The following is a 14,236-nucleotide window of genomic DNA, read 5'->3' as shown; positions in this document are numbered from 1 at the left end:
ACTATTATAAGATGATCTTTAAGATTCATAAAGGTATATTTATGCTAAACCATAAAACCCAAGTTTGTTTTTTTAATAACCTGATTGGACGTTTTTATAAAAACCATTTGATCATAGATGTTAAAACTTTAAACCTAGATTTTATTTTAGATGTTATTGAATTTCCGACATCAATTGAAGGTTTAAAAAAAGCACCTAAAGTATCAAAAATTAAAATACCTTTTACGCAACTTGCTCAGGATCTTCAGCCACAAAATTACCTAGATTTAGTCCAATCTGATGCCAAAAATCTGTATCTGCAGATTGGGCAAGAAAGACGTTATATTCACGGCGAACAAACTAATTTTTCATATGCTACATCGGTGTTTCAGCAGATCGGTGATGATGAAGTGCTCCAGCTTGAGGCTTTGAACTATGCACTGAAGCTCCAAAGCATTACTAATGGTATTCAGCAACATACAACAGCGATTGAGACATATATCGAGCTAAAGCCTTTACGATATGCGTTTAGCTTAGATACGTTCATAAGTGCAACTGCAGATCTAGATCAACCTTTCGATACTCGTGAAGCGCTTTCTGGCCATATCGTTAACCATTGGGAAAAATGGGTTAAAGCAAACAATATCACCAGTGAAAGTTCTTATGATGCGGTGCTAATAAATACCGATAAATTAATACTGGTTCGAGTCGGTATTCACTCATTCTCAGTGAAGATTACAGACCTTGAAGTGGCTGACGGCGTTATCTATGCTTCTCTTTGTGATTTAGAGCTCTTACAGGTGCTTCTACCAACGTTCTTTGATGGTATACCTTGCCGTATTACTGCATATGCCGATATGAACATTCAATATGCTGTATCGCAATATAAGACTTGGCTATCAAGTCAAAACCTGAAGAAGATCCAGTACGTTCGCAAACAAGGTATTGAGAAGTACTTGCGTAAAAAATTAGAAGATGAAAGTGACTTAATCGGTAACGCGCAACTTGCCAAAACCCTAATGAATACCAGCTATACAGAACAAACAGTCTCATTTTTTTCTGACGCTTGGGGATTATCGTACGCAAACCATTTTGAGAAGAAAATTCGTCATGCTTTTGATCTGGTCATACAGGCTTTGGATCATGAAGGGATCTCATTAGAGCAGCTGCAGTTCATCAATAGCCTAACAAAAGGGGCAATTGAGAATGCTATTAACGAGATGCTGAACAAGACTGGTTCGCCGTTAAACGTGGTACCAACACTCACTCAAGAATTACTGTTAATTTGCGATGAATTCAATGCCAAAAAACTCAACATATCAAGTGAGCTCTTGGATGCAATCACTCAGTTTGCAGAACAATATGCAGTATCACCACTGTTGGCCATTAAGCGTGATAGCGCCGTGTATTTGCTGTATGAACCATTAGATGCCGATAATCAGTTAATTGATTATGAGTGGTTTTGTACTGCGGTATATACCAAAAATCAGTTTGTGCCTGAAGCCGATGAACAACATAAAACAAATGTAGCGGATCTTCTTAAATCGGTTGAAGTACTGCATGTATTCAAGCCGAATATCCTGTCGTGGACCAATGGCAAGGTATTTGAAACGCCAGAAGAAAAGAAAAATGCTTTTATGTTATGTCTCACACCTGAAGCATTTGAAAATCAAATAGAATTCTTACGCACTAAGAACGCAATACCAGGATATTTTAAAAACCTGATTACATCCTTAGGTGGTTTAAGTACAGTGGCCACGGAACAAGATAAATACGGTGTATTTTTGATTGAGTCGATCGCTAAAAATTCGACTGGTTTTGCATATCAAGGACAACTCTTTCCTATCGATCAAAATGCCCAAATTGACTTAGATCAATGCTCAAATTTAACGCTTAGTTCTAAACTACTACCAAAAAACTACCTGACCTTTAAAAGACTAATGAGATTAAGCGATAGTTTAACGAATGGCGTTAAATAGGTTTAAGGAATATTATTATTTTTACTTTAAGTTTAAATAGTGGTTTTTTAAATGCACAAAAATAAAGTATTATACTTTCAAACATAAAACCCTTTTAAAGTTATACAGAGAATACTGAATGAAACTATTAAAAACTGCGATGGTGGGTATCCTTGGTACTGTAATAGCACATACTGCTTTTGCTTATGATGATGTACCAACCCCAAATCCAAACTTTAAAGAAGCTTACGTGGGGCTTTTAACGCCATCTAAAAACTTTAATGTTGTTGCTGGTGGCCTTACACCTGAAATCAGCGAATATAAACTGTCTGATAGCTATTTTGAGAACAATTCAAATCAACGATACAAAGCGACAGCTCACCTTTATCAACAGATGAATACTCGACAACGAGCGATGTATTTATTAGTTCAGCACACAGCTTACTTAAACGATATTTTCTACCCTCAACGTAACCCTTTAGTTAATCCAAACGTATCAGACGAACAATTGAATGTTGAACCAGCACTTAATAAACTGCAGTCCTTACGTACTGACAAAGATATTGTCGAAAATGTTGTAGATCGTGAAACTATGCTTCAGGTATTAAAAGCACATTACGATTATTATATGCGCGATCAATTTACAGTACGTTTTTACGGTAAAAACCAAAACACATTTACTTATGGAATTGATAACTATTCTGGTTTAAAAATACGTTCGGTGGAAGGAAACTTACGCATTGTTGATCGCAAAAGAGGTACATTGTTAGGTGACTCAATGGTTAAGTTAAACCACTGGATACCAGCTACCCGTACCAAAGAGCGCCGCACTATTGATATACCGTCTTCCATGCCAGAATGGAAAGACGTTGAAATTAAAGATCTTGCAATTAAATTCCAACCAACTGCAATAACAACCATGCAAGGTAAACGCATTGATATTAATAAAATCTATGCGTACAACACTGAAAAATTCAATTTCTAATGTATATAGCGGTCACTATCGACCGCTTTATTTTGTTCCTGGATAAATATTAACCGTAGCCTAAGCAAAAGTTACTTGTAACTTAGAAAGGATATCTAATTAAGGTTAGAACTATGAAGAAATTACTTCTTTCAATTGCATCTGTAATCATGATCGGGGGATGCACAGAAGTTCCGAAGGATATGTCACATGTTGATGTTTTTACAAACGATCGCTACCTATCGACAGCATATGAGTTTAATAAGCTGGTTGATGATACATTCAAATACCCGTATTCAAACATCCCATTTTTAATGGTTACGGGAGGGTGGAGTGTTAGTGGTCCAAAAGAACCAATATCGCAAATTGTATACAGTTGCTTAGCTTCTAATGAGGTGCAATTGGTTACAAAATACAAACTATTTATGCCCGAAGTTACTTACATCAAAACACCTGAAAACCAGGTGAAAAATTGCATCATTAAACATTCTAATGGCTCAATTAATGCAGACGCGTTGAATGACCTTAAAGCCTTCACTTTATTCCAAAAATATTCAGATAATCCATTTTTACGCAAAACTGTGGACGCAGCGAAAGCAGATGGCAAAATATCAGTAAAAGAATATATGGATATTGTGCAAAATGTCATAAAATTAAGTAAGGCTGACGAACAGGTTCAGCTAGAAAAAACCATCCAAGAGCTTTAAGCATTATTATGTCGGAAAACCTTTCCATGCATAGCATGACGAATGAGGAATTGATTCAAGAATGGCTGGATAGCCTGAAGCTTGAAAATAAGTCCGACATGACAATTAATGAATACAAAAAGAGCTTACTTTTGATGTTAGAAATGCCTTTTTTTAAAGGTAAACATCTATTGGAACTAGACCGCGATTACATCACATCATTTCGGTTGCATCGAATCGATGTTGATATTGTTTCTGCAAGAACACTCAACAAAAATTTATCAGCTTTAAAAAACTTCCTGAACTATTGTCTGCGTAAGGAATATATACCTGAAAACTTCTTTTCTGACATTCGGGTTAAGTTCAAAAATCAAAGCTTACCGCGCCCGATCGCCGTGAATACGTTGAATGAGATACTTGATAACAAGACGCCATTAAATCCGAAATACAATAATCAAAAGTTAAGAGATCTAGCAGCTGCAGAAATTGCTTATTCTGGCGGTTTACGTATCTCTGAATTACATGCCATCAAACTAAGTGATATCAACCTCAGTGCTATGCAACTAAAGGTATTGGGTAAAGGAAATAATGAACGGATTGTTTTTTTAGGAAAAAAATCACTAGAGGCTATTTCTACTTGGCTTTTAGTTCGTAATCGTTGGATTTCAAAAGCTGGAGTAGAAGACTGCGGATATTTATTCATTGCACCATCTGGCAAACATATTGCGAAAAACCATTTAGGTGCATGCATTACAGCTCTGTTAAAGGCGCATGGTTCTGGACATATTGGTAGTACTCATGCTTTGAGACATAGTTTTGCATCGCACTTGTATAACAAAACAAAAAATATTCGCGCCGTTCAGGAAATGCTAGGTCATAAATCACTATCTTCGACACAAGTATATATTCTTGTAGATCACGAAACGTTGATTAGTTCTTATAAAGATGCACATCCACGCGCTAGAGCGAACCAAGATTAATAATTTATTCGCTTCTTGTACTTCTAAAGATATATCGTAAACGATCGAAATAATTAACTTTTGATGGTGCCCGTAATGGCTAAGACTTTTGAACAAGTAAAAAAAGAATTTTTCAATACAAGGGTCATCACAAACAATCGACTACCTAAGCGTGGTTGTCAGTTCTACAAATAAATGAGAGTTTACACAAATAGATCAGAGTAAATTGATGATAAATTTTAAAATTGGTAACACTATTGATTGTTTTTTAAAAACAGAAGTTAATGAAGTTCAAATTAAAGGGAAAGTTATTTTTACTAACAATATATATAGCTTTAACTTCTCAAGTATAACAGAACAAATTACATCAAATATTCTTGGTCGTTCTTCATATAATCTAAAACTTGATAAAGATTGGGAAAAATTTGAATCTTTAAGTAATGAGATAAATTTAAAGTGGGGTGATATTTGCTACAAATACAATGCAAAAATTGCAATTCTAAAGCAATGTGAAGAATATAAAGTTGTTTGTCTGATTTATAAGAAGTGAATCGTACCGGGTTTGTCGGAGAGTCAATATTCTGAGAGACTATCCCGATGACAAAATTAAAATATACCCCTGAAATCAGAGAAAGAGCGGTTCAATTATTGATTGAATCTGAAAAAGATTATCCTTCTACTTGGGCTGCAATCACAGCAATTGCGCCTAAGATTGGTTGTACTCCTGAAACACTTCGTGCCTGGCATCAAAAGCATTTAGATCAGCAAAATCCTATTAAAGTACAACAGATATCTGATCAAGAAAAAATGAAGCAAATGGAACGTGAAATTAAAGAATTAAAACGTGCCAATGAAATTCTACGTAAAGCAGCCGCTTTTTTCGCCCAGGCGGAGCTCGACCGCCCACACAAATAATGGTGGATTTTATCCATAACAATAAAGATCGATATGGTGTTGAAGCGATTTGTAGAATTTTACCGATTGCAGCTTCGACCTATTATCGGGCTTTAGATCTCGTTGATAACCCAGAACATCGAGCGAAACGTGCTCTGCATGATTTACATCATGCAGAGCAAATCAAACGTATTTGGAAAGAAAGTTCAGGTCGATATGGTGTACGTAAAGTTTGGCAACAATTGAAACGTGAGGGTTATGTTATTGCACGTTGTACAGTTGCTCGATTGATGCAAAAGCTAGATATACAAGGTGTTTGGCGTGGTAAGAACAAACAAACTACCCGCAGCCGAGATGATCAAAAACGGGCAGGTGATTTAGTGAAACGGAATTTTAGTGCTGATCGACCTGACCAATTATGGGTCAGTGACTTTACGTATATTCAAACCAATTCTGGCTGGGTCTACACCGCATTTATTATTGATGTGTTCTCACGAGCAATTGTTGGATGGAAAGTATCGACACGGATGAATACAGATATGGTGCTCGATGCACTTGAGCAAGCATTGCACGATCGAGGCATGCCAAAGAATGTGATTCATCATTCCGACAGAGGTGTGCAATATCTTTCCATTCGCTATACCAATCGTTTAGAAGCAGCAAATTTACGAGCATCAGTCGGTACGACTGGTGATTCATACGATAATGCTTTGGCTGAAACGGTGAATGGCTTATACAAAACAGAGGTGATTGAATATCTAAAAGCAGATTGGCAAGGTTTAGCAGATGTACAACTTGCGACACTAAACTGGGTAGATTGGTTCAATAAAAAGCGTGTACACAGTGCACTGGGTTATGTATCGCCTTTTGAGTTTGAAGCAATGTACTATGATAAGATTAACCCGTTAGGTCAGGTGGCCTAACTTAAATAAAAAAGTCTCCGACAAACCTGGTACGGTTCAAAGCATGATAGCAGTTTATTTTGTTGTTTAAATTATACTGCAACAAATATATTTGATATAAGTCAACAATGTTTTGGCGGGTGGTTCTATCCTGTTAGTCATACTGTGCAAAACTTCATCAATTTCAACCTAGACGAAAACAACAGACTTCAACTTAGTGAGCTTTACGATAAATATAAGAATGCCGATTTTCATGTCTTAGCGAAAACCGAACCTGAAAATATAATTATATTCGATGTGGAAACTAACAACTTTTGTGAAAATTTTATTAAATATCAAAAATGCAATGATAAAAGATTTGAGCTTTACTATCCAAGTGTAAGGGTTATCTGTTGTATATGTATTAAAGATAATAGTATTACTGAATACTCATTCGACATTAATAATGTTAAAGACTTTTTAAAGCTACTAAGGTCATTTGATAAAGTTGTTTCTTTCAATGGTATTCATTTCGATTTTCCTGTAATTCAAAAGCAATTAGGTTTTAAAAACCCTTTTAAGTACAAAGGTATTCATTTTGATATTCTTAAAGAATTATATCTTAAAACAGGAAAACGATTTTCTTTAGATTTACTTGCTCGCCTAAATCTTGGTGATAAAAAGATGGTAAAGGGGCGTGATATGCAGTCTCTTAATATGGACGAGCTAACCAAAGCTTGTTTTTCAGACGTAAGACAGACCTATTTAATTTATAGACTACTGCAATCCAAATCACTTATGCTACCCAAAGTTTTTGGACGAAATGAATTAGAATTTCCTGAAAACTATTATCAAATGCCTACCTCAAAAAGTACCGCTTGCAATTTTTGCAAAAACGATGAGTTGTATACAATTGAAAACTTAAAATATAGTGAAAATCTTGAAAATGAAAAAGCTTACAAACTTATCGTTTGCATGAATTGCCTTACAATTAGGAGGGATAACAATAAATAATATTACGTCTAGTCTTATTTATTTGTGTGAATTTACAAGCCAATCTTGCTTATTTCGGTTGTTACTCTAATTTATTGCTGTGAAATTTGAATGATAACTGATTGATTGTATGTTCAGTCACTCTAATTAATTTATGGAACTGACAGTGGTGAAAGCCACAAAATTGCTGTGAAACTTGGTTTAATAGACCAAAAACAATCAACATATGTTAAAAAACAGAAACTTTCATATGTTGGCTTATCTGTAATTGAGTGTTTTGAAGAAGCTGGTTTAGATGATGTCTATATCAATGAAAAAATTGAAGAGTTTTCAGAGCTAAAAAACTATACTTCATTACATAAGGCATTAAGAATACTTGATGACGGCCACATGGCCCGTTTAGCAAAAAAATTAGAGGTTTCAGTCGATATGCTCAATGCGACATTGGCTGTGCTGAATAAAATATAAAAAACGGATTGAACCAACCCATGAATGCAAATGAGCTTTATGAAAAGTTACAGCAAATTGGTAAGCCACTGGTCCACGTAGAAAGCCTCGTATCTACAATGCAGTTGGAAATCCCTGTTGAAGAGATTGAAAAACACATTGAACTTTTCGGGGTTAATTTTTTACTGGTAGAAGTTGTTCGATATACCTTTGACGGTTTTCTATCTCCAGAGTACCAACACTATATAGACGAATTCATTGCAGAAAATGAACTGGATGAAGATGTCATTTTGAATATCAGAAATAAAACATCATCAGATATAGGCCTGGTTAATGTTGGCTTTAATCTAAATGGTTGCATACTTGGCTTAACCCATACGGATGAATGGATGGAACATTTATTCCACTTGGTTAAGTTCATTACTGACAGTGAAAAACGCGAGAAAAGTAGGAACTTTTTGTCTGAACAAGACAAAATCAAGGAACAAAAAGTTTTAGAAAAACAAGCCAAAGAAAAAGAAAGGGAAGTGATGATTCAACAGGTAAAGGATCTCACCAATACCGATGATTTTAAATTATGCAAAACGAAGGGTGAAATATTGTTGTTTTGGGAAAAGAACATTCCTGACCTATACAAAACTCTATCCAGAACTTTTATGGAAACAATGTCTAAGAAATATATCTCTATATTGCGTGGCTCATGAAGTGATACGATATGAGGAAGAACAACGAGTAGTGCATAAATCAGTGTTCTTGAACAACGCAAACAACAATAAAAATTAGTACTCAGCATTCACCAAAGTTTTGTATTGAGAATATTTCGTCAAATTTACTGTGTCACGTACTTGGCCATATTGAATACTGCCTAGATCTGAGTAGGTAAGGTTTTTCTTTTGAGATACTGCAACCAATAATTCATAGTTATTTCTTTGATTGAGTTCAATTGCTGAAGCGATATTTTTGTCTTGGCTCACTTGAGAAATAATGCTTTGGATCTCCTTTCTATCTGAAGCAGATACATCCAATGTAGTTAAATAAAATCCGATCGATAGAAATATTGTGGCGGTTAAAGTGAATAGGGATGCACCAGTAAGATAAACGGCGCGTAGAGTTCTATACTTTGTATAAACCACAACTGAAGATATGCAGATTGCCAAACATAGCGCAAGAATAACGGCATGTTGGTCTAGATAATCTGAGAAAAGCATTGTAAAGCCTGAAGCACAAAAACATGTTATATCACTTAGCTACCAAGCCATTTGTAGTATTTGAGACTTATCGCATATATGAAATATAAATAGCAAACCTTTGGTATATACTGAATCGGTTTAAAGTGCTGAAACAATAGGCTTTAGAAATAAAATACTAGTCAAAATGTGAATAATCAGGGGGTACACATGGGGCAAGCTAAGCAAAGAGGTACAGCTCAAGAACGTGCTGAAAGTGCAATTCAAAGTACGATTGATGCAACCTTGGCAAAGATTAAGACCGTACTTGATGGATACTATCAAGACATGCCGAATAACTTCTCGCAAGCTGAAAATTACTTTACTGGATATGTCGCTGCATTTGATATTAAAGATGGGATAGAACTTGAAGGTAAAGAGTCTGAATGGGCTTATGATGGTTTACCTACGCCTACCGCTTTACTCAAACTCGTTGAAACTGAGTTAAACGAAGTGATACGTGAAGATAAAGAGTTTTTGGATGACTTTGATCCTGAAATGTATATTGAAGAACTAGGCGAAAACTTGATGTTCTTCCGCTATATAGGTGCTTCTAGTTTCGATACGCCAGATGATGTTTTGCATAATATTCAAACAGTGTCATTTTGGGCGCCACACTTGGTCATGATTAATGGCGTATGGCATAACACTTATGATGCTGGTGCGGTCAATGATGATGGTGAAACGGTCGGCATAAGATTCTAATTCTAGAGGGGTGCATATTGATTACTGCAGCATGCACCTTATTGGTTTAAACATTGCTGTATCGACTGAGCAATATTTTCAGATATTTTCCAGATTACTTTCTGATTAGATAAGCGATTTGCTTCTTCAGGATTGGCAATCACGCCGATCTCAATTAAAACCGCCGGCTTTTGTGATTTCTTCAGGACCACTAGATTGTCATATTGATATACGCCATTTGAGGTCAAAAGCTTTTTGTTTTCACCTGGTATATTCATGCCATGGTAAGTAGAAGGGCTTTCACCAATTGATTTTAGGTTCTGGCCAATGAGATTGGCGCATTTCAAACTTTTTCCGTATTCTGGATTTTTCTTTGATACAAAAATTGAAAAACCTTTGAGTTGATTCTTGTACTTGGTCAGCTCAGTAGGTATTGAGTCGTGGTGCACCGAAATAAAAAGATTAGCATTAGGGTATCTGGTCGCACGTTGAACCAGTGAGACTTTATCTTCATTCACTGAAGATCTGAGCACTTGGACATGACGCGATTTAAGAAAGTATTCAATAGAATTGACCATGCTAAGGTTGTAAGTGTATTCAGGATAGCCGTTAGCTGCAGTAGATCCAGCTTGTTTTGGTGAATGGCCAACATCAAGTACTACTGAATTTTCAGCAAAGATAGATTGTGTAATGATTGACATTGCTAATATCGATATACATTTTAGCTTTAGCACAATTAAAACCCTTTAAGCTATTATTATGGTTTTAAGTATATTTAATTTAAAAAAAATTAAAAGGTTTAAAAGGTTTTGTTAAAATGGTTTTAAGATGGTTTTAAAGTACTTATCATGAGAGCTCTAAATACAATTTTGGATATAAAATTTATACATCGACTGTTCACTCAGTTTGTAGAACATCACCCACGACCATTGAGTGTTCACTTCCTGAAAGGCACCTATATAGATGAATTAGAGGGTTATAAGTCTAAATGGCTCGTTCGTTCTATTCAGCGTCTTATTAAAAATTGGGTCCAATTGGGGATGATAGAGGATCTAGGGCGTTCTACTTGTCGCTCATCTAAATATTATAGATTAAGTAAGTATGGTGAGCTGTTCCTTAAAATATATAGAACGAATGCTAATGTTAACTTTTATGACAATCCTAAGTTTAAGACATTAAAAAAAGATATTTCATATCGTTATTTTACCTTTACATATTTTGCAGTTTGCCAAAACAAGTCCTTTAAATTGTCAGATCTGCAAAAACTTGGTGACTGCCTGAATTACCACATTCACGGACGTTCTTGGCAGCGTAATATTAATTTGTTCATTGAAGCTGGAATTATTTCATGTGAACGTCAATGTCCATCAGAAAGTTATAATTATCATGTAATCAAAGCATCCATCCATGCATTTGTGAAATCAGAACCCATTGAACGCATTGAGTTTGAAAAAAACTTGCTGAACTTAGGTATCGTGAACAATTATGAAAAATATATAGACTACAATAATTTGCTGTTTCACGTTTTGTTTAGCAAATGGATTAACAGTCCAGTTGACTTTGGATATTTTGTCGATCAAAACTTTTACGGTGCCAGCTAAGCTCACTCAAAACATCTACGGTGTAATACACCGTAAAAAGAATTGCACCTGGTACTTGCCACTAAAAAATGACAGTGAATGACATTTTGAGAGAAAAAAATTGTGGGGTAGTGCCTTTTCTACTCCGTTGAGAATTTTAATTATGACAATTCCGATACACCTAACAATAACTTCATATTTTTCTTTCTTGAACTAAGATTCAATAACTTAACTAATTTCTATTTCAATCATAAAATATGATATGTTGACCTTAAGAATAATTCATAAACTTTACTATGTTTGCTTTAAAAACAATTCATTTAGAAAAGAAAGTCTCAAACGAAAATCAAATTATTCTTTTATTTGATTTAGATTCATTCTGTCCATGTATGTACCCTATGCTGTACACCATGAAATTTCTTAGATTTCAAAGTATCTCTACGCAGCATGCAGATTTAATCGCAATAAAATTTTGGTATGAATTTTGGTTTGAAAAGTTTGCCACGTCCTTTTGTGAGTCGTTCTATTCGACATCCTATAATTTTGAGATCATTCAATGTGAAATTGATAATTTCATTGTTTACTTAGAAAATAATAAAAAACTTGAAAGTAATCTTATACGGCTAAGCAATTCAGAACATATTAATTACACAACAATTGGTCATAGAGTTAGATCCTTCTTAAAGTTTTACAACTTCTTGATTAATGAATACTTAAGCATGCAATCACAGCCACAACTTACGTTGAAGGAAATTCAAAAAATTAAAGAAAACTTGAATAAATATATGACAATAAAGAAAAAAATTATAAATAATTTTTCAAAAGCCAATAAGACAATTAAAAGTGAGATAAATCATAATTTTAAGAGCATGAATCAGGAAATGATTAAAGGATTGTATTCAGTCATTTCACCAAGTAACTCTAATAAATACAATGAATTAAATCCTTTTAGATCTAAAAATGTACAACTCAGAAACTTTCTGATCATACATCTCATGCTCAACTATGGTCTTAGAATTGGTGAGCTTATGCTACTAACAACCAACTCTATTAAAAAATCAATTCAGAATCATAGTTTTAGTTTAATTATTACAAATACAGATGATGAGTTCGATGATCGATCAAAAAAGCCAAAAATCAAAAATGAATATTCGTACCGAGTAATTAAACTGCAGGAACGAGACTACAGAATTCTTCAAATCTATATAAATGAAATCCGAAAAGAAATTCCTTCACATATCTTATTTACATCCTTAAAGCCTCCCTATTCTGCTTTAAGTTATGGTAATCCTCCCATAAATAACCGAAGTTAAAAGTAGAGGTTAAGCAGCCCTTAGAGGTGGCTTTCCTTTGTTAGCTTGATGTGGTCTTTCATGGTTGTAATGCCACAACCAGTTTGTTGCATAATCTTGTACTTCTTCCAGTGTGTCAAATAGATGCTTGCTTAGCCAGCTATAACGTATAGTCCGATTATAACGTTCAATATACGCATTCTGCTGTGGCTTACCTGGTTGAATATATTCAATACGAATACCGTGCTCAGTAGCCCAGCGTACAAATTCATGACTGATAAACTCCGGGCCATTGTCACACCGAATAACTAACGGCTTTTCTCGCCACTCCAGCAACTGATTCAACGTACGAATAACTCGGATTGTAGGTCTGGTATTTTCTGCTTCCAGCTCTTTCAGTCGAGCCATCAATGAGGTATCCATACCGCCATATCTGGCACGCCATTTATAAAACGTGGCATTACTCATGCCATGTTCACGACAAAGGGTGGCTACAGGTGTGCCAGACTCCGCCTGTTTTAAAATGGACATGATCTGGCTGTCAGTAAATTTAGATGTTTTCATGCAGAATCTCCTGCTCGTATCTTAAGAGAAAATTCTACTTTTAGATCCTTTTATTTTTAGGGGGGATTACCCATAACGCTGAACCCAACGATAAATTGTGGTGTGGTCAACATTCACACCCCGTTCAGCGAGCATTTCTTGAAGTTCACGATAGCTGATGCCATATTTACAATACCAACGAACAGCCCAAAGAATGATTTCACCTTGAAAGTGCCGACCATGGAAGGGATTCATCTGCTGTATCTCGAAATAAATAAGATATTTAGCTTATCATGTCAGCCTATTTGCAACAGTGCCCGCGCAGGAAACGCAACCGTTCCAGTGTTTTGGCATCGAAAACGTTGTAGCCACCTTCGGTTCGCCAGGCGGGATGCAACAACCCGCGCATCAAGTAGTCGCGCACAACATGCACGCTTACGCCTGCATCTTCAGCAAGCTTCGAAATCGAGTAGGCATTCATGCCGTGTTTCGCTCGCTGTCTTCTAACAGCTTATGCGCGATCAGATGTCCGAGACCGAATGCATTCTCGACAGGCACGAGCTCTATCCCCGGGTGCGTCGAAGCCCATGCATTTGCAACAGAAGGCGATGCAAAAAAATGCACATGACAGCAAAAGGAACAGCGAATGTCGGGTGAAGCATCCGGAGTTCGCAGTGAAACCATTGCTTCTGCCGGTTCGACATGAAGCACTGCTTCTGGCGCAACTGTGAGCGTAATCGGCCTGCCGGTGGCAGCACAGCGCGACGTGACACGGGCTGTTTTGCCAATCAAAGCGGGAAACATCAAGGTGTCGAGCGCACACCAGGTGTATAAACGGCGGCCATCCACTTCAAAAACGTGAGGGGTTTCGCGTAGCGTCAGGCCCAGTCCAATGATATTGGCCTCGTCGTCATATTCCGTACCAGGTGCCTGCTCAAGTACCGTTGCAACTCTCGCTCCAGACCATCCGAGTGCGCCGGCGAGCTTTTCGCGTGATACAGGTCCCCCCATCGCTAGCTGTCGGAGCAGCGCGACAAAGAGCGTTGCGAACTCTTTAGGATGATTGCCAGATGAAAGGCTTTCGGCAATCTTTTTGGAATAAATAGTCTTGTCCATTTTCCACCTGTTATATCGGGCAGCGATCAACCGA

15 protein-coding genes, 3 pseudogenes and 1 other annotated feature are annotated in these 14,236 nt (G+C 36.3%); of the genes and pseudogenes, 12 read left to right on the top strand and 6 right to left on the bottom strand.

Features of this window, described 5'->3' with window-relative positions; all coding sequences use genetic code 11:
* Positions 1-41: 41 nt before the first annotated feature.
* From A7P55_RS22750 to A7P55_RS22740, 9 genes are all read left to right on the top strand, one after another.
* Positions 42-1,958: a hypothetical protein gene (locus tag A7P55_RS22750; protein WP_228141518.1), complete on the top strand. Its 1,917-nt coding sequence runs from the start codon at positions 42-44 to the stop codon at positions 1,956-1,958.
* Positions 1,959-2,076: 118 nt separating this feature from the next.
* The gene (locus A7P55_RS19925) at positions 2,077-2,922 is read left to right on the top strand and encodes a hypothetical protein (protein WP_005006221.1); all 846 of its coding nucleotides are present in this window, start codon (positions 2,077-2,079) and stop codon (positions 2,920-2,922) included.
* 113 nt (positions 2,923-3,035) lie between these two features.
* Positions 3,036-3,608, top strand: a complete 573-nt coding sequence (locus A7P55_RS19920) for a hypothetical protein (RefSeq protein WP_005006224.1) — start codon at positions 3,036-3,038, stop codon at positions 3,606-3,608.
* A gap of 26 nt (positions 3,609-3,634) precedes the next feature.
* On the top strand, positions 3,635-4,567 hold the full coding sequence (locus A7P55_RS19915) for a tyrosine-type recombinase/integrase (RefSeq protein WP_005006225.1): 933 nt from the start codon (positions 3,635-3,637) through the stop codon (positions 4,565-4,567).
* Positions 4,568-4,775: 208 nt separating this feature from the next.
* Positions 4,776-5,096 carry a hypothetical protein gene (locus tag A7P55_RS19910; RefSeq protein ID WP_171553506.1) on the top strand — a complete coding sequence of 107 codons (321 nt, stop codon included), beginning with the start codon at positions 4,776-4,778 and terminating at the stop codon, positions 5,094-5,096.
* Between the two features lie 47 nt (positions 5,097-5,143).
* Positions 5,144-6,363, top strand: a protein-coding gene (locus A7P55_RS19905; protein ID WP_171553505.1) for an IS3 family transposase whose coding sequence is annotated in 2 segments (ribosomal slippage) — positions 5,144-5,420 and positions 5,420-6,363 — 1,221 coding nt in all. Because the reading frame shifts where the segments join, the coding sequence is not laid out codon by codon here.
* Positions 5,419-5,535, top strand: a sequence feature (AL1L pseudoknot). It overlaps the preceding gene by 117 nt.
* A 144-nt stretch (positions 6,364-6,507) precedes the next feature.
* Positions 6,508-7,335 (top strand): ribonuclease H-like domain-containing protein, encoded by an 828-nt coding sequence (locus A7P55_RS22905; protein WP_171553504.1) that lies wholly within the window; start codon positions 6,508-6,510, stop codon positions 7,333-7,335.
* Positions 7,336-7,503: 168 nt separating this feature from the next.
* Positions 7,504-7,782: a hypothetical protein gene (locus A7P55_RS19895; protein WP_252727908.1), complete on the top strand. Its 279-nt coding sequence runs from the start codon at positions 7,504-7,506 to the stop codon at positions 7,780-7,782.
* Positions 7,783-7,802: 20 nt separating this feature from the next.
* A complete protein-coding gene (locus A7P55_RS22740) occupies positions 7,803-8,465 on the top strand; it encodes a hypothetical protein (RefSeq protein WP_252727906.1) in 663 nt (220 codons plus the stop codon).
* A gap of 75 nt (positions 8,466-8,540) precedes the next feature.
* On the opposite strand, the gene A7P55_RS19885 is transcribed toward A7P55_RS22740, so the two are convergent.
* On the bottom strand, positions 8,541-8,969 hold the full coding sequence (locus tag A7P55_RS19885) for a hypothetical protein (protein WP_005006263.1): 429 nt from the start codon (positions 8,967-8,969) through the stop codon (positions 8,541-8,543).
* A 189-nt stretch (positions 8,970-9,158) separates the two neighbouring features.
* Here A7P55_RS19885 and A7P55_RS19880 point away from each other — a divergent pair, with 189 nt between their 5' ends.
* A complete protein-coding gene (locus A7P55_RS19880) occupies positions 9,159-9,692 on the top strand; it encodes a hypothetical protein (RefSeq protein WP_171553503.1) in 534 nt (177 codons plus the stop codon).
* Positions 9,693-9,730: 38 nt separating this feature from the next.
* Here the strand turns inward: A7P55_RS19880 and A7P55_RS19875 are convergent, their stop codons facing one another.
* Positions 9,731-10,372 carry an N-acetylmuramoyl-L-alanine amidase gene (locus A7P55_RS19875; protein ID WP_024160906.1) on the bottom strand — a complete coding sequence of 214 codons (642 nt, stop codon included), beginning with the start codon at positions 10,370-10,372 and terminating at the stop codon, positions 9,731-9,733.
* 147 nt (positions 10,373-10,519) lie between these two features.
* Here A7P55_RS19875 and A7P55_RS19870 point away from each other — a divergent pair, with 147 nt between their 5' ends.
* Complete coding sequence (locus A7P55_RS19870) at positions 10,520-11,272, top strand: hypothetical protein (RefSeq protein WP_171553502.1); 753 nt, start codon at positions 10,520-10,522, stop codon at positions 11,270-11,272.
* 275 nt (positions 11,273-11,547) lie between these two features.
* A pseudogene (locus A7P55_RS22900) lies at positions 11,548-12,534 on the top strand (site-specific integrase); the annotation flags it as partial.
* 39 nt (positions 12,535-12,573) lie between these two features.
* On the opposite strand, the gene A7P55_RS19860 reads toward A7P55_RS22900, so the two are convergent.
* The 4 genes and pseudogenes from A7P55_RS19860 to merB all read right to left on the bottom strand — a co-directional run bounded on the left by A7P55_RS19860 (position 12,574) and on the right by merB (position 14,202).
* Positions 12,574-13,107 carry an integrase core domain-containing protein gene (locus A7P55_RS19860; protein ID WP_171553501.1) on the bottom strand — a complete coding sequence of 178 codons (534 nt, stop codon included), beginning with the start codon at positions 13,105-13,107 and terminating at the stop codon, positions 12,574-12,576.
* Between the two features lie 72 nt (positions 13,108-13,179).
* Positions 13,180-13,341, bottom strand: a pseudogene (locus tag A7P55_RS19855) (IS6 family transposase); the annotation flags it as partial.
* 64 nt (positions 13,342-13,405) lie between these two features.
* A pseudogene (locus A7P55_RS19850) lies at positions 13,406-13,567 on the bottom strand (MerR family transcriptional regulator); the annotation flags it as partial.
* On the bottom strand, positions 13,564-14,202 hold the full coding sequence (merB, locus tag A7P55_RS19845) for an organomercurial lyase MerB (RefSeq protein WP_005028440.1): 639 nt from the start codon (positions 14,200-14,202) through the stop codon (positions 13,564-13,566). The gene merB and the pseudogene A7P55_RS19850, both read right to left, overlap by 4 nt.
* Positions 14,203-14,236 lie beyond the last annotated feature (34 nt).

It is taken from the genome of Acinetobacter sp. Ac_5812, from assembly GCF_013072695.1.
Lineage (GTDB): Bacteria > Pseudomonadota > Gammaproteobacteria > Pseudomonadales > Moraxellaceae > Acinetobacter.
The sequence above is the reverse complement of the archived record's forward strand: the minus strand, read 5'-3'. Positions and strand labels throughout refer to the sequence as shown.

Coding starts and splice junctions, on each gene's coding strand:
- A7P55_RS22750 (WP_228141518.1), top strand. CDS start 42: ATGCTAAACCATAAAACCCAAGTTTGTTTTTTTAATAACCTGATTGGA.
- A7P55_RS19925 (WP_005006221.1), top strand. CDS start 2,077: ATGAAACTATTAAAAACTGCGATGGTGGGTATCCTTGGTACTGTAATA.
- A7P55_RS19920 (WP_005006224.1), top strand. CDS start 3,036: ATGAAGAAATTACTTCTTTCAATTGCATCTGTAATCATGATCGGGGGA.
- A7P55_RS19915 (WP_005006225.1), top strand. CDS start 3,635: ATGCATAGCATGACGAATGAGGAATTGATTCAAGAATGGCTGGATAGC.
- A7P55_RS19910 (WP_171553506.1), top strand. CDS start 4,776: ATGATAAATTTTAAAATTGGTAACACTATTGATTGTTTTTTAAAAACA.
- A7P55_RS22740 (WP_252727906.1), top strand. CDS start 7,803: ATGAATGCAAATGAGCTTTATGAAAAGTTACAGCAAATTGGTAAGCCA.
- A7P55_RS19885 (WP_005006263.1), bottom strand. CDS start 8,969: ATGCTTTTCTCAGATTATCTAGACCAACATGCCGTTATTCTTGCGCTA.
- A7P55_RS19880 (WP_171553503.1), top strand. CDS start 9,159: ATGGGGCAAGCTAAGCAAAGAGGTACAGCTCAAGAACGTGCTGAAAGT.
- A7P55_RS19875 (WP_024160906.1), bottom strand. CDS start 10,372: ATGTCAATCATTACACAATCTATCTTTGCTGAAAATTCAGTAGTACTT.
- A7P55_RS19870 (WP_171553502.1), top strand. CDS start 10,520: ATGAGAGCTCTAAATACAATTTTGGATATAAAATTTATACATCGACTG.
- A7P55_RS19860 (WP_171553501.1), bottom strand. CDS start 13,107: ATGAAAACATCTAAATTTACTGACAGCCAGATCATGTCCATTTTAAAA.
- merB (WP_005028440.1), bottom strand. CDS start 14,202: ATGGACAAGACTATTTATTCCAAAAAGATTGCCGAAAGCCTTTCATCT.